The 19,538-nt window shown below is 61.4% G+C and carries 16 protein-coding genes; 9 read left to right on the top strand and 7 right to left on the bottom strand.

Annotation, left to right across the window (positions count from 1 at the left end; all coding sequences use genetic code 11):
• Positions 1-175: 175 nt before the first annotated feature.
• The 7 genes from FBY01_RS07170 to FBY01_RS07135 all read right to left on the bottom strand — a co-directional run bounded on the left by FBY01_RS07170 (position 176) and on the right by FBY01_RS07135 (position 8,541).
• Positions 176-1,600 carry a gamma-aminobutyraldehyde dehydrogenase gene (locus FBY01_RS07170; protein ID WP_077748298.1) on the bottom strand — a complete coding sequence of 475 codons (1,425 nt, stop codon included), beginning with the start codon at positions 1,598-1,600 and terminating at the stop codon, positions 176-178.
• A gap of 169 nt (positions 1,601-1,769) precedes the next feature.
• A complete protein-coding gene (locus FBY01_RS07165; protein WP_042932340.1) occupies positions 1,770-2,594 on the bottom strand; it encodes an ABC transporter permease in 825 nt (274 codons plus the stop codon).
• Positions 2,584-3,531, bottom strand: a complete 948-nt coding sequence (locus tag FBY01_RS07160; RefSeq protein ID WP_077748299.1) for an ABC transporter permease — start codon at positions 3,529-3,531, stop codon at positions 2,584-2,586. Before FBY01_RS07160 ends, FBY01_RS07165 begins: the two co-directional genes overlap by 11 nt.
• A gap of 1 nt (position 3,532) precedes the next feature.
• Entirely contained in the window at positions 3,533-4,570 is a 1,038-nt protein-coding gene (locus tag FBY01_RS07155; protein ID WP_010462946.1) for an ABC transporter ATP-binding protein, read from the bottom strand.
• A 235-nt stretch (positions 4,571-4,805) separates the two neighbouring features.
• Positions 4,806-5,957 carry a putative ABC transporter substrate-binding protein YdcS gene (gene ydcS / locus FBY01_RS07145; protein ID WP_145306844.1) on the bottom strand — a complete coding sequence of 384 codons (1,152 nt, stop codon included), beginning with the start codon at positions 5,955-5,957 and terminating at the stop codon, positions 4,806-4,808.
• A gap of 82 nt (positions 5,958-6,039) precedes the next feature.
• Positions 6,040-7,527 (bottom strand): gamma-aminobutyraldehyde dehydrogenase, encoded by a 1,488-nt coding sequence (locus FBY01_RS07140; RefSeq protein WP_077748302.1) that lies wholly within the window; start codon positions 7,525-7,527, stop codon positions 6,040-6,042.
• Between the two features lie 99 nt (positions 7,528-7,626).
• Positions 7,627-8,541, bottom strand: a complete 915-nt coding sequence (locus FBY01_RS07135; protein WP_010462940.1) for a LysR family transcriptional regulator — start codon at positions 8,539-8,541, stop codon at positions 7,627-7,629.
• 176 nt (positions 8,542-8,717) lie between these two features.
• On the opposite strand from FBY01_RS07135, the gene FBY01_RS07130 reads away from it, so the two are divergent.
• The 9 genes from FBY01_RS07130 to prfB all read left to right on the top strand — a co-directional run bounded on the left by FBY01_RS07130 (position 8,718) and on the right by prfB (position 19,513).
• Entirely contained in the window at positions 8,718-9,440 is a 723-nt protein-coding gene (locus FBY01_RS07130) for a tellurite resistance TerB family protein (RefSeq protein ID WP_145306842.1), read from the top strand.
• Between the two features lie 263 nt (positions 9,441-9,703).
• Complete coding sequence (locus FBY01_RS07125; protein WP_010462936.1) at positions 9,704-11,326, top strand: methyl-accepting chemotaxis protein; 1,623 nt, start codon at positions 9,704-9,706, stop codon at positions 11,324-11,326.
• A complete protein-coding gene (locus FBY01_RS07120) occupies positions 11,326-11,862 on the top strand; it encodes a chemotaxis protein CheW (RefSeq protein WP_145306840.1) in 537 nt (178 codons plus the stop codon). The genes FBY01_RS07125 and FBY01_RS07120 overlap by 1 nt, the downstream gene beginning before the upstream one ends.
• The gene (locus tag FBY01_RS07115; RefSeq protein ID WP_145306838.1) at positions 11,859-13,118 is read left to right on the top strand and encodes a protein-glutamate O-methyltransferase CheR; all 1,260 of its coding nucleotides are present in this window, start codon (positions 11,859-11,861) and stop codon (positions 13,116-13,118) included. The genes FBY01_RS07120 and FBY01_RS07115 overlap by 4 nt, the downstream gene beginning before the upstream one ends.
• Entirely contained in the window at positions 13,115-13,798 is a 684-nt protein-coding gene (locus FBY01_RS07110) for a chemotaxis protein CheW (RefSeq protein ID WP_145306836.1), read from the top strand. Before FBY01_RS07115 ends, FBY01_RS07110 begins: the two co-directional genes overlap by 4 nt.
• A complete protein-coding gene (locus tag FBY01_RS07105; RefSeq protein WP_145306834.1) occupies positions 13,795-16,089 on the top strand; it encodes a hybrid sensor histidine kinase/response regulator in 2,295 nt (764 codons plus the stop codon). The genes FBY01_RS07110 and FBY01_RS07105 overlap by 4 nt, the downstream gene beginning before the upstream one ends.
• Positions 16,086-17,096 carry a chemotaxis response regulator protein-glutamate methylesterase gene (locus FBY01_RS07100; RefSeq protein WP_010462926.1) on the top strand — a complete coding sequence of 337 codons (1,011 nt, stop codon included), beginning with the start codon at positions 16,086-16,088 and terminating at the stop codon, positions 17,094-17,096. The genes FBY01_RS07105 and FBY01_RS07100 overlap by 4 nt, the downstream gene beginning before the upstream one ends.
• Positions 17,097-17,144: 48 nt before the next feature.
• Positions 17,145-18,146 carry a diguanylate cyclase domain-containing protein gene (locus FBY01_RS07095; protein ID WP_010462924.1) on the top strand — a complete coding sequence of 334 codons (1,002 nt, stop codon included), beginning with the start codon at positions 17,145-17,147 and terminating at the stop codon, positions 18,144-18,146.
• 271 nt (positions 18,147-18,417) lie between these two features.
• Positions 18,418-19,513, top strand: a protein-coding gene (prfB, locus tag FBY01_RS07090; protein ID WP_102593528.1) for a peptide chain release factor 2 whose coding sequence is annotated in 2 segments (ribosomal slippage) — positions 18,418-18,489 and positions 18,491-19,513 — 1,095 coding nt in all. Because the reading frame shifts where the segments join, the coding sequence is not laid out codon by codon here.
• Positions 19,514-19,538: the final 25 nt, after the last annotated feature.

Below are 19,538 nucleotides of genomic sequence, written 5' to 3'. Positions count from 1 at the left end.
GGGCCTTGGAGGCGCTGCCCGGATCGGTGGTTATTGTTTTGGTTTTCTGGCGTTGAACCCTAGTGGTGCTTGGTGCCGGTTTCGACCTTGAAACCGTGGTGATGCCTTCGCGGGCAAGCCTCGCTCCTACAGGTACTGCGGCGACCTGTAGGAGCGAGGCGTGCCCGCGAAGCTTTTAATGCTTGAACATCACATGCCGCACAACGGTGTAATCCTCCAGCCCATACATGGACATGTCCTTCCCGTAGCCAGACAGTTTCTGACCGCCATGGGGCATTTCGCTGACCAGCATGAAGTGCGTATTCACCCAGGTGCAGCCGTATTGCAAGCGGGCAGACAAGCGATGCGCGCGACCGACGTCAGAGGTCCAGACCGACGATGCCAGGCCGTAGTCCGAATCGTTTGCCCAACCCAGCACCTGCGCTTCATCGGTGAATTTGGTCACCGACACCACGGGCCCGAACACTTCGCGACGGACGATTTCGTCGTCTTGTTGAGCGTCCGCAAGCACCGTCGGCTCGAAGAAGAAACCATTCCCCTCCACAGACTTGCCACCGGTGACCAGGCGGATATGCGGTTGCGCCACGGCACGTTCGACAAAACCGGCCACTCGGTCACGGTGCTGCGCAGTGATCAGCGGTCCCAGCTCGGTCGACGGGTCATCCTGCAACCCATACTTGATGCTGCTGACCGCTTCGCCAAGCTTCTCGACGAATTTGTCGTAGATGCCTTCCTGCGCGTAGATGCGGCAAGCGGCGGTGCAATCCTGGCCAGCGTTGTAGAAGCCGAAGGTGCGAATGCCTTCCACGGCGGCGTCGATGTCGGCGTCGTCGAAGATGATCACCGGGGCCTTGCCGCCCAGTTCCATGTGCATGCGTTTGACGCTGTCGGCGGTGCTGGAAATGATGTTCGATCCGGTGGCGATCGAGCCGGTCAGCGAGACCATGCGCACTTTCGGGTGCGTGACCAATGGGCTGCCAACGGTAGGACCACGGCCGAAGACGAGATTGAGCACGCCGGCCGGGAAGATTTCCGACGCCAGTTCCGCCAGACGCAGCGCGGTCAGCGGGGTTTGTTCTGACGGCTTGAGCACCACGGTATTACCGGCGGCGAGGGCCGGGGCGATTTTCCAGGCGACCATCATCAGCGGGTAGTTCCACGGCGCGATGGAGGCGATCACGCCAACCGGGTCGCGGCGGATCATCGAGGTGTGGCCGGGCAAGTATTCGCCGCCCGCCGAACCGCTCATGCAACGGCTGGCGCCGGCGAAGAAACGGAACACGTCAGCAATCGCCGGGATCTCATCGTTCAGCGCAGCGCTGTAGGGTTTGCCGCAGTTGTCCGACTCCAGCTTGGCCAGCTCTTCGCCGTGGGCTTCAATGGCGTCGGCGAGTTTGAGCAGCAGCAGCGAGCGTTCCTTCGGCGTGGTTTGCGACCAGCTTTCGAAGGCGCTGTCGGCGGCTTGCACGGCGGCATTGACCTGGGCTTCGCTGGCTTCGTTGATTTCCACCAGCACACGGCCGAGGGCCGGGTTGAACACCGGTTGGGCGGGGCCGTCGCCGTCGATCAGTTGGCCGTTGATCAAGAGTTTGGTTTGCATGGCATTGTCCTCACTAACACTTTTATTTTTCTGTCTGAACCGGCTCTAAATGTAGGAGTGAGCCTGCTCGCGATGACTGACTGACATTCAACAGTGATGTCGACTGTATGACCGCTATCGCGAGCAGGCTCACTCCTACAGAGATTCGGTTCCTTCAGTGGTTATTCGGTTATTTCCCGCCGCTACCCGCCACGCTCTCACCGCCCCGGGTCAGGTAATAAGCACCGAGAATCGGCAGCATGGTCACCATCATCACCAGCATCGCGACAACGTTGGTCACTGGCACGTCCCGTGGGCGGCTGAGCTGGTTGAGCAGCCACAGCGGCAGGGTGCGTTCATGGCCGGCGGTGAAGGTGGTGACGATGATTTCGTCGAACGACAGCGCAAACGCGAGCATGCCGCCGGCCAGCAGCGCCGAGCCAAGGTTCGGCAGGACGATGTAACGGAAGGTCTGCCAACCGTCGGCGCCGAGGTCCATCGACGCTTCAATCAAACTGTGCGAAGTGCGGCGTAAACGGGCGATGACGTTGTTGTAGACGATCACCACGCAGAAGGTCGCGTGGCCGACGATGATGGTGAACATCCCCGGCTCGATCCCCAGTGTCTTGAAGGTCGCCAGCAACGCGATCCCGGTGATGATCCCGGGCAACGCAATCGGCAGGATCAGCATCAACGAGATGCCTTGCTTGCCGAAGAAATCCCGCCGGTACAACGCCGCCGACGCGAGGGTGCCGAGGACCATCGCAATCAGTGTCGCGATGGCGGCGATTTCGGCCGACAACTTGATCGCTTCCAGTACATCGGGCCGAGAAAACGCCACGCTGAACCAATGCAGGGTGAAGCCCTTGGGTGGAAAGCTGAACGCCGCTTCTTCGGTGTTGAAGGCGTAAAGGAAGATGATCAGGATCGGAAAGTGCAGGAACACCAACCCGCCCCAGGCTGCGATTTTTAATCCGATAGAAGCCTGCCCCTGTGATGAAGAGTCAGAGTGCATCGAAGGCCCCCAGTCGTTTGACGATAGTCAGGTAAATGGCGATTAACACAATCGGCACCAATGTGAAGGCCGCGGCCATCGGCATGTTGCCGATTGCACCCTGCTGCGCGTAAACCATGCTGCCCACAAAGTAGCCCGGCGGGCCCACCAGCTGCGGCACGATGAAGTCGCCCAGGGTCAGCGAAAAGGTGAAGATCGAACCAGCCGCGATGCCTGGAATCGACAGCGGAAGAATCACCTGCATGAAGGTCTGGCGTGGCTTGGCACCCAGGTCCGCAGACGCTTGCAACAACGACGGCGGCAGACGTTCCAGCGAAGCCTGGATTGGCAGGATCATGAACGGCAGCCAGATGTAGACGAACACCATGAAACGGCCCAGGTGCGAGGTCGATAAAGTGCTGCCGCCTACGCCGGGAATGCCCAGCACGAATTGCAACACCGGCTCCAGCCCCAGGTGTTGAACGAACCACTGCGCGACGCCGCCCTTGGCCAGCAGCAAGGTCCAGGCATACGCCTTGACGATGTAACTGGCCCACATCGGCAGCATCACCGCGATGTAGAAAAACGCCTTGGTTTTGCCAGTGGTGTAACGCGCCATGTAATAGGCAATCGGGAACGCGACGATCGCGCTGGCGAGCGACACGGCGACGGCCATGCTCAGCGTGCGCAGGATGATGTCGAAGTTCGACGGCTGGAACAGCGCTGCGAAGTTCGCCAGGGTCAGGTCGGGGGTGACCGCCATGGTGAAGTCATCGAAGGTGTAGAAGCCTTGCCACAGCAGCACCAGCAGCGAGCCGAGATAAATTGCACCGAACCACAGCAGCGGCGGCACCAGCAGCAGCGACAGGTAAAAATTCGGTCGGCGGTACAGCAGGTTGGAAAACCTGCGCAGCGGCGAACCGCCGGCCGGGGTTTGAGGGATAGCCACGCTGGTCATCTCACACCCCACCGACAACGTTGTCGTGCAGCGGGACCATCGCCTCGCGCGCCCAGCGTGCGCTGATGCGTTGCCCGGTCTGGTGCTGGGCGCTGACGTCCAGCCACTGCACGTTGGCCTGGCTGATGTTCAGGGTCTGGCCGTTTTCCAGTTTCAGTTCATAGCGCGTGGCGCTGCCCTGGTACTGAATGTCGTGGAGCAAGCCGCTGACTTCAATCTCGTGGCTGGCCAGCGGGCCTTCGGCAAAACGCACGTGTTCCGGGCGAATCGAAAACGGCTGTGGATTGCCACTCAATTGCTTGGCCAGATCGCCGCGAATCACGTTGGACGTGCCGACGAATTCCGCGACGAACGTGGTGGCCGGTTTCATGTACAGGTTACGCGGGGTGTCGACCTGCTCGATGCGTCCTTTGTTGAACACTGCCACACGGTCGGACATCGACAGCGCTTCAGTCTGGTCGTGGGTGACGAAGATAAAGGTGATGCCGAGCTGGCGTTGCAGCTTCTTCAACTCGCTCTGCATCTGTTCGCGCAGCTTCAGATCGAGAGCGCCCAACGGCTCGTCGAGCAGCAGCACGCGAGGGCGATTGACCAGGGCGCGGGCCAGGGCCACACGCTGGCGCTGGCCGCCGGACAGTTGCACCGGTTTGCGCTCGCCGTAACCGCCGAGGGCAACCATGTCGAGGGCTTCTTCGGCGCGTTTCTGCCGTTCGGCTTTACCGACGCCTTTGACTTTCAAGCCATAGGCGACGTTGTCGAGCACGTTCATGTGCGGGAACAGCGCGTAATCCTGAAACACCGTGTTGACGTCACGCTCATATGGCGGCAGCCCGGCGGCTTCCTCGCCATGAATACGGATGGAGCCTGCACTCGGTTGTTCGAAACCGGCGATCAGGCGCAAACAGGTGGTTTTGCCCGAGCCGGAAGGGCCCAGCATGGAGAAGAACTCGCCGTCCTGGATATCGATGGAAACCCGGTCAACGGCCTTCACTTCGCCGAACTGACGGGAAACGTTGGTGAACTGGACTGCAAGCGTCATGGTGCGGTGCTCCAAAAAGGCGAGGGCCGTCACAGCGGCCCTGCCTGGACTTCTGAAAAATCTGAATCAACTTTCTGGTTGGAAAACTTATTGTGGCGAGGGAGCTTGCTCCCGCTGGAGTGCGCAGCACTCCCAAAAGGACTGATGCGGTCTCTCTGATAGACCGCATTAACTGGTTTTGGGGCAGCTTCGCCACCCAGCGGGAGCAAGCTCCCTTGCCACAGGGGCCGGTGTGTTAGCGGCCGCCCATAATCGCGATGTAGTCCTGGGTCCAGCGGCTGTAAGGCACGAACTTGCCCCCTTCAGCCTGCGGGGTTTTCCAGAAGGCGATTTTCTCGAACTGGTCGAAGCCGTTGGTCTTGCAGCCTTCGGCACCCAGCAATTCACTGCCGGTACAGGCCGCTGGCACTGCTGGCAACGAACCGAACCAGGCCGCCACATCACCCTGGACTTTCGGTTGCAGTGACCAGTCCATCCATTTGTAAGCGCAGTTCGGGTGCTTGGCTTCGGCGTGCAACATCGTGGTGTCGGCCCAACCGGTGGCGCCTTCTTTCGGGATGGTCGAGGCGATCGGTTGTTTCTCGTTGATCAGGCCGTTGACCTGATACGGCCAGGCGCTGGACGCGACCACGCCTTCGTTTTTGAAGTCACTCATCTGCACGGTGGTGTCGTGCCAGTAGCGATGGATCAACGGCTGCTGGGCGCGCAACAGATCGAGTACCGCCTTGTACTGGGCTTCGGTGAGTTGGTACGGGTCCTTGATGCCCAGTTCCGGCTTGGTGGTCTTCAGGTACAGCGCCGCGTCGGCGATGTAGATCGGGCCGTCGTAAGCCTGCACGCGGCCCTTGTTCGGTTTGCCGTCCGGCAGGTTCTGCGCATCGAACACCACGCCCCAGCTGGTCGGCGCAGTTTTGAATACGTTGGTGTTGTACATCAGCACGTTCGGGCCCCACTGATACGGGGTGCCGTAGGTCTGCTTGTTGACCACGTACCACGGCGCATCTTTGAGGCGTGGGTCGAGGCTTTTCCAGTTCGCAATCAACGCCGTGTTGATCGGCTGCACACGCTTGCCGACGATCAACCGCAACGAGGCATCGCCCGACGCCGTCACCAGGTCATAACCGCCCTTGGCCATCAGGCTGACCATTTCATCGGAAGTCGCCGCAGTCTTCACATTGACCTTGCAGCCGGTTTCCTTCTCGAAACCGGTCACCCAGTCGTAGGCCTTGTCGCTTTCGCCACGTTCGATGTAGCCGGGCCACGCCACGATATCCAGCTGGCCTTCGCCGGCACCGACGGCTTTCAGTGGTTCGGCGGCCTGGAGACTGGCGCTGGCCAGCAGCGCCGTGGTGATTGCACTGAGCAGTGCGGTCTTGTGCACGAACATGGGGATTCCCTCTTCTTTAATTATGGTCGGGGCAGTTGTGAACGTGGTGAAGCATGCCGTTAGCGGCTTGTTATTAGCGTAGTCAGAGATGCTGTCCGTGGCGCGCCATGATGTGCCGCACCACGCTGTAGTCCTGAAGCGAATCGCTGGATAAGTCTTTGCCATACCCGGACCGCTTGAGGCCGCCGTGGGGCATTTCGCTGACCAGCATGAAATGGCTGTTGATCCAGGTGCAGCCGTACTGCAACCGCGCCGCGACCTGCATGGCCTTGTCGAGGTTCTGCGTCCAGACGGAGGAGGCGAGGCCGTATTCCGAATCGTTGGCCCAGTCCACGGCTTGTTCGAGCTGATCGAAACGGGTCACGGTGACCACCGGCCCGAATACTTCGCGCTGGACGATCTCGTCGCTCTGCTTGCAACCGGCCAGCAGCGTCGGCTGGTAATAGAAGCCGGCACCGGAATGCACCGCCGCGCCGGTCACCCGCTCGATGTGCGGCTGGCCGAGGGCGCGCTCGACGAAACTGGCCACGCGGTCGCGCTGGCGGGTGCTGATCAGCGGGCCGATTTCGTTGTCGGCGTCGCGTTTACCGGCAAAGCGCAGGCTGCTGACCGCCGCGCCGAGTTCCGCCACCAGGCGGTCGTGAATCCCGGCCTGTGCATAAATCCGGCAAGCCGCGGTGCAATCCTGCCCCGCGTTGTAATAACCGTAAGTGCGCACGCCTTCGACCACGGCTTGAATGTCGGCATCGTTGCAGACGATCACCGGCGCTTTGCCGCCGAGCTCAAGGTGCGTGCGCTTGAGGGTTTTTGCTGCAGCCTGGAGGATTTTCTGCCCGGTGACGATATCGCCGGTCAGCGACACCATGCGCACTTTGGGATGGCTGACCAAGTGGCTGCCGACGCCTTCACCGCCGCCGCAGACGATGTTGATCACGCCACGTGGAAGGATCTCGGCCAACGCCGGCGCCAGGGCCAGAATCGACAGCGGCGTGTGTTCGGACGGTTTGAACACCAGCGTATTGCCAGCGGCCAGGGCCGGGGCGATTTTCCACGCGGCCATCATGATCGGGTAGTTCCACGGCGCAATCGAGGCGACCACGCCAATCGGATCGCGCCGGACCATGCTGGTGTAGCCCGGCAGGTATTCGCCGCTGAGCTGGCCGGTCTGGCAACGCACGGCACCGGCAAAAAAACGGAACACATCGACCGTCGCGCTCAAGTCGTCCTGACGGGCCAGGTGCAACGGCTTGCCGCAGTTCAGGGATTCGAGTCGGGCGAGGAGGTCGGCTTGTTTTTCGATGGCGTTGGCGATGTCCAGCAACAGGTTCGAGCGTTGCTGCGGTGTGGTCCGCGACCAGCCGGCAAAGGCGCGGTGGGCGGCAAGGATGGCGGCTTCGACTTGCTCGGTGCTGGCTTCGGCGATGTGAGTCAGCACTTCCCCGGTGGCGGGGTTGAGGATCGGCTCGACAAAACCCTGACCCGCGACCAATTCGCCATCGATCAACAACGCGGTGAACAACGGGGTCTGCGCGCCAGCCATTTTTCGGGTTCTCTTTTCTTGTGTGGCCATGGTGCTCCCAGTGACTGGGCCCGGCCGTCTTATTGATGGAGCAAGACTAGTGCGCGGGCCCGAGGTCGACAAATTCTAAATACTGAAGGTGGCGTTCGATTAAATAGATGGCTTGCGCCCGCCGTGGGGTTGTTCGCGGGCCACGGTCAAAAACGGGTCCACCAACGCCGGACGCGCCGTGCCACGACGCCATGCCAGGCCGACGTCGAGGGTCTGGCTCAGGTCGGCAATCGGGCGGGCTTCGATGATGTCGCCCTCCAGTGACCAGGGTCGGTAGGTCATGTCAGGCTGGATCGATACACCCAGGCCTGCGGCCACCAGGCTCCGAACGGCTTCCGTCGACGCGGTTTTCAGGGTGATGCGCGGTTGCAGCCCGGCACCGCTCCACATGCGGTGGGCGTTGCGGTCCATTTCGTCGACGTTGAGCTGAATCAGCGGCTCGCGGGCCACATCGGCAAGGTTGATGCTGTCGTGTTCCAGCAACGGATGCTGGGCCGGCAACCACAACCGGTGGGGCGAATGAGTCAGCACTTCAGTCTGCAAGGCATGGCGGTCTTCGAGGTTGGACAGGATCAGCACGCCGACATCGATCTCACCGCTGACCAGCAAATGTTCGATGTATGGGCGTTCGTCCTCCATCACCCGGATTTCAACGTTGGGATAGGCGCGCTGGAAACGGGTGAGCAAATCCGCAAGGTAATAACCGGCCACCAGGCTGGTCACGCCGATGATCAGCTGCCCGGCGACCTGATCGGTGCTTTGTTGCAGGCTGCGTTTGGCGTTGTCCACCGTGGCCAGAATCAGGTGCGCCTGGCGCAGGAATTGGTGGCCCTGATGGGTCAGGCTCATGCCCTTGGCGTGTCGGTTGAACAGGCCGACGCCAATCTCCTCTTCCAGTTGCTGGATCGCCAGGGTCAAGGTTGATTGGGAAATGAACGCGGTTTGCGCGGCGGCGGAGATCGATCCGGTCTCGGCCACGGCGATGAAGTGACGGATCTGACGCAAGGTCATCATGGGGAGTTACCCGGTGGGCGGTTTTTATAGATTCGCTTAAGTGTATATCGCTTTAATCGATGGCCAGTTTTTTTCAGGCAACATCCAGAAGCACTCTCGTCCCCGGTCGCCGGGCACTTTCGTTCTAGGCTGGTGGCCTTATGTGTCCGGTTAACCCCTTTCGTGGAGGCGGCAAAATGAATACGCGTGGATTGCTCGATCAACTACTCAAGTCCGGTCAGGACCTGATGCAGAACAAGGCCGGCGCAAATCAAAACAAGTCGTCCAACGGTGGATTGGGCGGATTGCTCGGTGGCAGCGGTGGTTCGGGCGGCCTCGGCGGTTTGCTCTCCGGCGCGGGCGGTGGTGCCTTGGCGGCTGGTGCCATGGGCCTGTTGCTCGGCAGCAAAAAGGCCCGCAATGTCGGCGGCAAAGTCGCCATCTACGGTGGTCTCGCGGCGCTCGGCGTGATTGCCTACAAGGCTTACGGCAACTGGCAGGCCCAGCAGGGCACCGCGCCGAAGACCGAGCCGCAGACGCTCGACCGCCTGCCACCTGCGCAGGTTGAGTTGCACAGCCAGGCGATTCTCAAGGCATTGGTGGCTGCGGCCAAAGCCGATGGCCACGTTGATGATCGCGAGCGTGCATTGATCGAAGGCGAATTCACCAAGCTCGACAACGATCAGGAATTGCAGCAGTGGCTGCATGCCGAACTCAGCAAGCCGCTCGACCCGACGGAAGTCGCCCGCGCGGCCAGCACCCCGGAAATGGCGGCTGAGATGTACATCGCCAGCGTGATGCTGGTGGATGAGGAGAGCTTCATGGAGAAGTCCTACCTGGATGAACTGGCACGGCAGTTGAAGCTGGAGCCGGGATTGAAGGCGGAGCTGGAAAAGCAGGTGCGGCAGGCTTCCCTTTAATTGCGCAGTCAGGTCAGTTAAACCGTGTCATCGTTTTTCGCGAGCAGGCTCGCTCCCACAAAGGACCGCGTTCGATTGATCAACCCGGTCAATGGAGCGAGCCTGCTTGCGAAGGCGTTTGCTTCTCTCATCCCGTGATCCATTCACCGCACGCGCCTGCCAATTCGCTTTCATCGCGACGAAATAGAAGCATGACACCCGTCTTATAAATGAAACACCCTCAGCTATACTCTCCGGCATTTGAATCGCCCGAGGATTGACCCGTGAAGAACTGGACGTTGCGCCAACGCATCTTGGCGAGCTTTGCGGTGATTATCGCCATCATGTTGTTGATGGTGGTTGTCTCCTATTCGCGGCTCTTGAAGATTGAGGTCAGCGAAGCCAGTGTGCGTGAGGACGCGTTGCCCGGGTTGTATTACAGCTCGATGGTTCGCAGTGCCTGGGTCGACACGTACCTTCGAACCCAGGAGATGCTCGGTTTGAAAGAGGGGCAGGGTTTCAGCGCAGAAGAAGCCGACAGCTTCAAAAGCTTCGAAGCTCATCTGCAGGAGCAAATGAAGAATTACCAGGCCACCGTCACCACGGATGAAGACAAGGTCGAATACGCCGTTTTTGAAAAACTCCATGCCGATTACAACAAGGTCCTGGCCGCTGTGCTCGACTTGCACAAGCGCAATCAGGGAGCCGACGCGATCAAACTGTTCAACGAGCAACTGACCCCGGCCTGGACCGCAGGTCGCATGAAGCTCAATGACATCATCCGCGAAAACAAAGCGGTCGCCGACCAGGACATCGCGGCCATTGATGACGCCGTGATCACCGCGAAAGTCATCATGGGCATTTCCCTGTTGGTCGCGGTATTGGCCGCCGGCCTCTGCGGTTTGCTGTTGATGCGCGCGATCATGGCGCCGATGAACCGGATTGTGCAGATCCTCGAAATTATGCGCACTGGTGATCTCAGCGGCCGTCTGAACCTGGAACGCAAAGACGAATTCGGGGCCGTGGAAACCGGCTTCAACGACATGATGACCGAACTCACCTCGCTCGTGTCCCAGGCCCAACGCTCCTCCGTCCAGGTCACCACGTCGGTGACCGAAATCGCCGCCACCTCCAAGCAACAACAAGCCACCGCCACCGAAACCGCCGCCACCACCACCGAAATCGGCGCGACGTCCCGCGAAATCGCGGCCACCTCCCGTGATCTGGTGCGCACCATGACCGAAGTCTCCACCGCCGCCGACCAGGCCTCGGTCGCGGCCGGGTCCGGGCAGCAAGGCCTGGCGCGCATGGAGGAGACCATGCACTCGGTGATGGGCGCGGCCGATCTGGTCAACGCCAAACTGGCGATCCTCAACGAGAAGGCCGGCAACATTAACCAGGTGGTGGTGACCATCGTCAAAGTCGCCGATCAGACTAATCTGCTGTCTCTGAATGCCGCGATCGAAGCCGAAAAGGCGGGTGAATACGGGCGCGGGTTTGCCGTGGTCGCCACCGAAGTGCGGCGTCTGGCGGACCAGACCGCCGTGGCCACGTATGACATCGAGCAAATGGTCCGTGAAATCCAGTCGGCGGTGTCGGCCGGGGTCATGGGCATGGACAAGTTCTCCGAAGAAGTGCGGCGCGGCATGTCTGAAGTGCAACAGGTCGGCGAGCAGTTGTCGCAGATCATCCACCAGGTTCAGGCGCTGGCGCCGCGGGTGTTGATGGTCAACGAAGGCATGCAGGCGCAGGCCACCGGCGCCGAACAGATCAACCACGCGCTGGTGCAGTTGGGTGATGCCAGCAGCCAGACCGTCGAGTCCCTGCGCCAGGCCAGTTTCGCCATTGACGAGCTGAGCCAGGTGGCCGTCGGGCTGCGGGGCGGCGTCTCGCGATTCAAAGTCTGATGAGCGAACTCGCGGCCAAACACAGCACGGTGATGCCGGCCAGACACGCGTTGTTTCTGCTGTTTCGCATCGGCAACGAGCGTTATGCCTTGCAGGCGCGCGAGGTGGCCGAGGTGCTGCCGCGCCTGCCATTGAAGCCGATTGCCAAGGCGCCTGACTGGGTCGCCGGGGTGTTTGCCTATCGCGGCACGGTGGTGCCGGTGATCGACCTCAGCGCGCTGACCTTTGGCGAACCGGCGCAATCGCGCACCAGCACACGGCTGGTGCTGGTGCACTATTGGCCGGACGAGCAGACGCCTTCACAGTTGCTCGGACTGATTCTTGAGCAGGCCACCGACACCTTGCGTTGCAATCCGGCGGACTTTAAGCCCTATGGCCTGGACAATCGCCAGGCGCCGTACCTGGGGCCGGTCCGTGAAGATGCCCAAGGCTTGCTGCAATGGGTGCGGGTGGCCGATCTGCTCGATGAACAGGTGCGCGCGCTGCTGTTTCCTTCGCCACCTCTGGCCACGGCGCTGCTTGAGGATGGGCCATGAGCAGCGATCAGCGGTTCTTCGATTTCCTCAAGGAACGCATCGGCCTCGACGTGACGTCGGTGGGGCCGGCAATCATCGAGCGCGCGGTGCGCCAGCGCAGCACCGCCTCCAGGGTGCTGACGGCCGATGAGTATTGGCACACATTGCAAGGTTCGCAGGACGAACAGCAGGCGTTGATCGAAGCGGTGATCGTTCCCGAGACCTGGTTCTTCCGCTACCCGGAATCCTTCGCAACCCTGGCGAAACTGGCCATCCAACGTTTAGCCGACATCAATTACATGCGCGCGCTGCGGATTCTCAGTCTGCCGTGCTCCACGGGCGAGGAGCCGTACTCCATCGCCATGGCCTTGCTCGATGCCGGACTCAAGCCGCATCAGTTCAAGGTCGAAGGCATGGACGTCAGCCCGCTGTCGGTGGAAAAAGCCAAGCGTGCGCTGTACGGCAAGAATTCGTTTCGTGGCCAGGACATCGAATTTCGCGAGCGGCATTTCAGCGCCGAAGAAGACGGCTACCGCCTCAACGAGCGAGTGCTTGAACAGGTGCGTTTGCAAGTCGGCAATCTGCTGGATCCGGCGCTGCTGGCCAGCGAGCTACCCTATGATTTTGTGTTCTGCCGCAACCTGCTGATCTATTTCGATCTGCCTACCCAGCAACAAGTCTTCGAAGTGCTCAAGCGCCTGACCCATGTCGACGGCGTGCTGTTTATCGGCCCGGCCGAAGGCAGTTTGCTCGGTCGATTCGGCATGCGCTCGATTGGCATCCCGCAGTCGTTTGCCTTCAGTCGTCAGCGTGCGCCCGAGCCTCTGCCAGTCTTTGTTCCGACACCGCTGCCAGTGCGTCAGCCGGTGCGTAGCGTGACTCCGCCGCCCGTGCGCCATCGTCCGTTCGCAACGCTCACACCGCCGGCCGTCACGCCAAAAGCTTCGGACGCTGCCGCCTTGCTGGCCAACATCGCTGCCCTCGCCAACGAAGGCAAAAGTGCCGAAGCTCGCGCCGCCTGTGAAGGTTATTTGCGCAGCCACGAGCCTGTGGCCCAGGTGTTTTATTGGTTGGGGTTACTCAGCGATGTCGCTGGCCGAGCCCTCGAAGCCCAAGGGTTTTATCGCAAGGCCCTGTACCTCGAACCGCAACATCCCGACGCGTTGATGCACCTGGCAGCCTTGCTGCAATCCCAGGGCGACACGGCGGGTGCGAAAAGATTGCAGGACCGCGCCGCCCGCAGCGAACGCGCCGCCGACAGTGAGCGTAAACGATGAACGCCTCCGACACTTTGAGCCTCACCCATGAAGATGCCCAGGCCATCGATGACTGCTGGAACCGCATCGGAATCCACGGCGACAAGTCCTGCCCGCTGCTGATCGAACACATTCACTGCCGCAACTGCGCGGTGTATTCCGCCGCGGCCACGCGCTTGCTCGACCGCTACGCCTTGCAACAGGACGATCGCGAGCAGGTCTCGGTGTCGGTGGAAATCGACGTGAAAACCCGCTCGCTGCTGATGTTTCGGCTTGGCGAAGAATGGCTGGGCCTGGCCACTCGCAGCCTGGTCGAAGTGGCACCGCTGCAAGCGATTCATTCGTTGCCGCACCAGCGCTCTCGGGCCTTGCTCGGCGTGGCGAATGTGCGCGGTGCGTTGGTGGCGTGCCTGTCGCTGGTGGAACTGCTCGGTCTCGATGGCACTGCCAGCGTGACGTCAGGCGCGCGCGTGATGCCGAGGATGCTGATCATCGCCGCCCACGGCGGGCCAGTGGTGGTGCCGGTGGACGAAGTGGACGGGATTCACGCCATCGACGAACGCATTCTCGAGGCCGCCTCGCAGTCCGGCACCCAAGCCAGCGCCAGATACACCCGGGGCGTGTTGCAATTCAAGGGTCGCAGCCTGCGTTGGCTGGATGAAGAACAGCTATTGTCCGCCGTGACCCGGAGCCTCACATGACCCCCGAGCAAATGCGCGATGCCTCGTTGCTGGAGCTGTTCAGCCTCGAAGCCGAAGCCCAGACCCAGGTGCTGAGCGCAGGTCTTCTGGCGCTGGAACGCGATCCGACCCAGGCCGATCACCTCGAATCGTGCATGCGCGCGGCTCACTCGCTCAAAGGCGCGGCGCGGATTGTCGGGGTTGATGCCGGCGTCAGCGTCGCCCATGTGATGGAAGATTGCCTGGTCAGCGCGCAGGAAGGGCGCCTGTACCTGCGGCCCGAGCACATTGACGCCTTGCTGCAAGGCACTGATTTGCTGATGCGCATTGCGACGCCGAGTAACAATCCCGAATCGGCGGATATCGAGGCCTATGTGGCACTGATGGCGCGGTTGCTGGATCCAAATGCGCTGGCCGCGCCGATCAGCACGCCGATCGCCCCGTTCATGACCGAGTCCGAGCCGGAGCCTGAAGCACTCGCGCCCATAGTCGAGGAACTGATTCCGGTCGCCGAACCGCCACCCGTCGAACCGCCGAGAAAGCTCCGGCGCACCACTGAAAATGGCGAACGCGTGTTGCGCGTCACGGCCGAACGCCTGAACAGCCTGCTCGATCTGTCGAGCAAGTCCCTGGTGGAAACCCAGCGACTCAAGCCGCACCTGGCCACGATGCAACGCCTCAAGCGCATGCAGAACAATGGCCTGCGGGCGCTGGAAAACCTCAACGTCCACCTCAAGGAACATGCCTTGAGCCTCGAAGCTCAGGAGGCCCTGGGCGATGCCCGGCGGCTGCTGGCCGAAGCGCAGCAATTGCTGGTGGAAAAAAACGCCGAACTGGACGAGTTTGCCTGGCAGGCCAGTCAGCGGGCGCAGGTCTTGTACGACACTGCGCTGGCCTGTCGCATGCGGCCGTTTGCCGACGTGTTGAGCGGGCAAGTGCGCATGGTCCGCGACCTCGGTCGCAGCCTCGGTAAACAGGTGCGGCTGGAGATCGAGGGCGAGAAAACCCAGGTCGATCGCGACGTCCTGGAAAAGCTCGAAGCGCCGCTGACGCATTTGCTGCGCAACGCTGTCGATCACGGCATCGAATCCCCCGAGCAGCGTTTGCTCGCCGGCAAGCCTGAAGAAGGGCTGATTCGTCTGCGCGCCTCTCATCAAGCCGGTCTGCTGGTGCTGGAATTGAGCGATGACGGTCACGGCGTCGATCTGGAAAAGGTCCGTCGCAGCATCATCGCGCGGCAATTATCCCCGGCTGAAACTGCCGCGCAGCTCAGTGAAGAAGAGTTGCTGACGTTCCTGTTCCTGCCGGGTTTCAGCCTGCGCGACACGGTCACGCAAGTGTCCGGGCGCGGTGTCGGCCTGGACGCGGTTCAGCACATGGTCCGTCAGTTACGCGGCGCGGTGGTGCTGGAGCAGACCGCAGGCGAGGGCAGCCGCTTTCATCTCGAAGTGCCGCTGACGCTGTCGGTGGTGCGCAGTCTGGTGGTGGAAGTCGGTGACGAGGCGTATGCGTTCCCGCTGGCGCACATCGAGCGCATGTGCGACCTGGAGCCGGCGGACATTGTTCAGGTCGAAGGGCGCCAGCACTTTTGGTACGAAGGCCGGCATGTCGGGCTGGTCGCTGCCAGTCAGCTGTTGCAGCGTCCGGCGAGTGCGAGCAGTCAGCAAACCCTGAAAGTCGTGGTGATCCGCGAGCGCGAGGCGATTTACGGGGTGGCGGTCGAGCGGTTTATCGGCGAGCGGACATTGGTCGTATTGCCGCTGGACGAACGTCTGGGCAAGGTGCAGGACATTTCCGCCGGGGCCTTGCTCGACGACGGGTCGGTCGTGCTGATCGTCGACGTCGAAGACATGCTGCGCTCGGTGGACAAGCTGCTCAACACCGGGCGTCTGGAGCGGATTGCCCGTCAGGGCAGCCAGGCCGTCGAAGCGGCCCGCAAACGGATTCTGGTGGTCGACGATTCGTTGACCGTTCGCGAGTTGCAGCGCAAGTTGCTGCTCAATCGCGGCTACGACGTGGCCGTAGCGATCGACGGTATGGATGGCTGGAACGCGCTGCGTTCGGAGGATTTCGATCTGCTGATCACCGACATTGATATGCCGCGCATGGACGGCATCGAACTGGTGTCTTTACTGCGCCAGGATAATCGCCTGCAATCGCTGCCGGTTATGGTGGTGTCCTATAAAGACCGCGAAGAAGACCGTCGTCGTGGACTGGACGCCGGAGCCGACTATTATCTAGCCAAAGCCAGTTTTCATGACGACGCCCTGCTTGATGCAGTGGTTGAGCTCATCGGAGGAGCGCGGGCATGAAAATAGCGATCGTCAACGACATGCCCATGGCGGTTGAGGCCCTGCGCCGCGCCCTGGCATTCGAACCGGCGCATGAAGTGGTCTGGGTCGCCGGCAATGGCGCGGAGGCGGTGCAGCGTTGCGCCGAAAATACCCCGGACCTGATCCTGATGGACCTGATCATGCCGGTGATGGACGGCGTCGAGGCCACCCGGCGGATAATGGCCGACACTCCCTGCGCCATCGTCATTGTCACGGTTGACCGTCAGCAGAACGTGCACCGGGTGTTCGAGGCCATGGGCCACGGTGCGCTGGACGTGGTCGACACCCCGGCCCTCGGTGCCGGCAATGCCCAGGAGGCCGCAGCGCCGTTGTTGCGCAAGATCATGAACATCGGCTGGCTGATTGGTGACAAGGGCAATCGTGAGCGATCGGCCCCCAGCCCGCTGCGTAGCTCGGCCTCGCGCCAGCGCCTGATTGCGATCGGCTCGTCGGCAGGCGGACCAGCAGCGCTGGAAGTCTTGCTGAAAGGGCTGCCACGGGATTTTTCGGCCGCGATCGTGCTGGTGCAACATGTTGACCAGGTGTTCGCCGCCGGCATGGCCGAATGGCTCAGCAGCGCCAGCGGCCTGAAGGTGCGCCTGGCTCAGGAAGGCGAGCCTCCTTTGGCCGGCACAGTGTTGCTGGCGGGCACCAACCACCATATTCGCTTGCTGAAAAACGGCACGCTGGCCTATACCGCCGAACCGGTCAACGAGATCTATCGGCCCTCGATCGACGTGTTTTTCGAGAGCGTGGCCAGTTACTGGAATGGCGATGCCGTGGGCGTATTGCTCACCGGCATGGGACGCGACGGCGCGCAGGGGCTTAAACTCATGCGCCAACAGGGCTACCTGACCATCGCGCAGGACCAACAAAGCAGTGCGGTTTACGGAATGCCGAAAGCGGCAGCGGCCATCGACGCCGCCGTGGAAGTTCGCCCACTGGACAAGATAGCGCCACGATTGCTGGAGATTTTCCCAAAATGAAGACTTTTCGCAGCAATCCTGGCCCAAGCAGTATTCAGGTGACCGCACATGACTGACCTACAGCTCGACGACTTCAAGACCGACGAAAACGCCGCCATGGTGTTGCTGGTGGACGATCAGGCGATGATCGGCGAGGCGGTGCGTCGCGGGTTGTCGAATGAAGACAATATCGACTTCCACTTCTGCGCCGATCCACACCAGGCCATTGCGCAGGCGATCCGCATCAAGCCAACGGTGATCCTGCAGGATCTGGTGATGCCCGGGCTGGACGGCCTGAGCCTGGTACGTGAGTACCGTAATCATCCAGCGACCAAGAACATTCCGATCATTGTCCTGTCGACCAAGGAAGACCCGCTGATCAAGAGCGCGGCGTTCGCGGCCGGGGCCAATGATTACCTGGTCAAGCTGCCGGACAACATCGAGCTGGTGGCGCGAATTCGCTACCACTCGCGGTCCTACATGACGCTGTTGCAGCGGGATGCGGCCTACCGCGCGTTGCGGGTCAGCCAGCAGCAGTTGCTCGACACCAACCTGGTGTTGCAGCGGTTGATGAACTCCGACGGCTTGACCGGGCTCTCGAACCGTCGGCACTTCGACGAATACCTGGAGCTGGAATGGCGCCGCTCCCTGCGTGATCAGAGCCAGCTGTCGCTGCTGATGATCGATGTCGACTACTTCAAGTCCTACAACGACAGCTTTGGCCACCTCGAAGGCGATGAAGCCCTGCGTAAAGTCGCGACCGCGATTCGCGACGCGAGCGCCCGGCCCTCGGACCTGCCAGCCCGTTACGGCGGGGAAGAGTTCGCCTTGGTGTTGCCCAATACCACGCCGGGCGGGGCGCGGCTGGTGGCGGAAAAACTCCGCCTCACGGTGGAAGCGCTGAAGATTCCGCACATTGTCCCCAGCGAAGGCTCTGGCCTGACCATCAGCATCGGCCTGTCGACCATGATCCCGCAGCCGGGCAGCGATTGCCGGCAACTGATCTCGGCGGCGGACAAGGGGCTTTACCTGGCGAAGAACAATGGGCGCAATCAGGTGGGCATCGAGTAGCGGACGACCGAAATTGCGAATATTGATCGCTTGGATGGCAAATACCCCCTGTGGGTAGGGCGCTTGCCCCGCTGGGCCACGAAGCGGCCCCTCTTCTGCGCAAAAAGAAGGGGACTGCTGCGCAGTACAACGAGAGCAAGCTGCCTCGCCACAGATTACTCGGCGTCCGCTTTAATCATTCGCCCCTAAAGCCGCCAGGCGGGCTGCCGTGACAGCTTGATTACGTTATACTCGCCGGCTTTCAAAAGTTCGCCAACGAGTGCTGCCCGCCATGGAAATCAACCCGATCCTTAACAGTATCAAGGACCTGTCCGAGCGCTCCGAAACTATTCGGGGGTATCTTTGACTACGATCAAAAGCATGAGCGTCTGACTGAAGTCAATCGCGAGCTTGAAGATCCGGCTGTCTGGAACAACCCGTCGTACGCTCAGGAACTGGGCCGCGAGCGGTCGCTGCTGGCTCAGATCGTCGAAACCCTCGACGAAATGCACAGCGGTCTGGCCGATGCCAAAGATTTGCTGCTGATGTCCGCCGAAGAAGAAGACCAGGCCGCCGTCGATGACGTCGCTGCCGAAGTCGAGCGCCTGCGCGAGTCGCTGGAAAAACTCGAATTCCGTCGCATGTTCAGCGGTGAGATGGACGCCAACAACGCCTACCTGGACATCCAGGCCGGCTCCGGCGGCACCGAGGCCCAGGACTGGGCCAACATCCTGCTGCGCATGTACCTGCGCTGGGCTGACAAACGCGGTTTCGACGCGACCATCATGGAACTGTCGGCCGGTGAAGTCGCCGGGATCAAGGGCGCCACGGTCCACATCAAGGGCGAATACGCCTTTGGCTGGCTGCGCACCGAGATCGGCGTGCACCGTCTGGTGCGCAAGAGCCCGTTCGACTCCGGCAACCGCCGCCACACCTCGTTCTCGGCCGTGTTTGTGTCGCCGGAAATCGATGACAACATCGAAATCGACATCAACCCGTCGGACCTGCGCATCGACACCTACCGCTCCTCCGGTGCCGGTGGTCAGCACGTAAACACCACAGACTCGGCCGTACGTATCACCCACGTACCGACCAACACCGTGGTCAGCTGCCAGAACGAACGCTCCCAGCACGCCAACAAAGACACCGCGATGAAAATGTTGCGGGCGCGCTTGTACGAGCAGGAAGTGCAGAAACGCAACGCCGCCTCCCAAGCCCTGGAAGACACCAAGTCGGACATCGGCTGGGGTCACCAGATTCGCTCTTACGTGCTCGATGCGTCGCGAATCAAGGATTTGCGCACTAACATCGAACGCAGTGACTGCGACAAGGTGCTCGACGGCGATATCGACGAATACCTGGTGGCCAGCTTGAAACAAGGGCTTTAACGCACGCCCTGCGGGGGTCAATACG

The organism is Pseudomonas sp. SJZ077 (assembly GCF_007993905.1).
GTDB classification, from domain to species: domain Bacteria; phylum Pseudomonadota; class Gammaproteobacteria; order Pseudomonadales; family Pseudomonadaceae; genus Aquipseudomonas; species Aquipseudomonas mandelii.
The sequence above is the reverse complement of the archived record's forward strand: the minus strand, read 5'-3'. Positions and strand labels throughout refer to the sequence as shown.

Coding starts and splice junctions, on each gene's coding strand:
- FBY01_RS07110 (WP_145306836.1), top strand. CDS start 13,115: ATGAACGCCTCCGACACTTTGAGCCTCACCCATGAAGATGCCCAGGCC.
- FBY01_RS07120 (WP_145306840.1), top strand. CDS start 11,326: ATGAGCGAACTCGCGGCCAAACACAGCACGGTGATGCCGGCCAGACAC.
- FBY01_RS07095 (WP_010462924.1), top strand. CDS start 17,145: ATGACTGACCTACAGCTCGACGACTTCAAGACCGACGAAAACGCCGCC.
- FBY01_RS07105 (WP_145306834.1), top strand. CDS start 13,795: ATGACCCCCGAGCAAATGCGCGATGCCTCGTTGCTGGAGCTGTTCAGC.
- FBY01_RS07160 (WP_077748299.1), bottom strand. CDS start 3,531: ATGACCAGCGTGGCTATCCCTCAAACCCCGGCCGGCGGTTCGCCGCTG.
- FBY01_RS07100 (WP_010462926.1), top strand. CDS start 16,086: ATGAAAATAGCGATCGTCAACGACATGCCCATGGCGGTTGAGGCCCTG.
- ydcS (WP_145306844.1), bottom strand. CDS start 5,957: ATGTTCGTGCACAAGACCGCACTGCTCAGTGCAATCACCACGGCGCTG.
- FBY01_RS07155 (WP_010462946.1), bottom strand. CDS start 4,570: ATGACGCTTGCAGTCCAGTTCACCAACGTTTCCCGTCAGTTCGGCGAA.
- FBY01_RS07115 (WP_145306838.1), top strand. CDS start 11,859: ATGAGCAGCGATCAGCGGTTCTTCGATTTCCTCAAGGAACGCATCGGC.
- FBY01_RS07140 (WP_077748302.1), bottom strand. CDS start 7,527: ATGGCCACACAAGAAAAGAGAACCCGAAAAATGGCTGGCGCGCAGACC.
- FBY01_RS07165 (WP_042932340.1), bottom strand. CDS start 2,594: ATGCACTCTGACTCTTCATCACAGGGGCAGGCTTCTATCGGATTAAAA.
- FBY01_RS07135 (WP_010462940.1), bottom strand. CDS start 8,541: ATGATGACCTTGCGTCAGATCCGTCACTTCATCGCCGTGGCCGAGACC.
- FBY01_RS07130 (WP_145306842.1), top strand. CDS start 8,718: ATGAATACGCGTGGATTGCTCGATCAACTACTCAAGTCCGGTCAGGAC.
- FBY01_RS07170 (WP_077748298.1), bottom strand. CDS start 1,600: ATGCAAACCAAACTCTTGATCAACGGCCAACTGATCGACGGCGACGGC.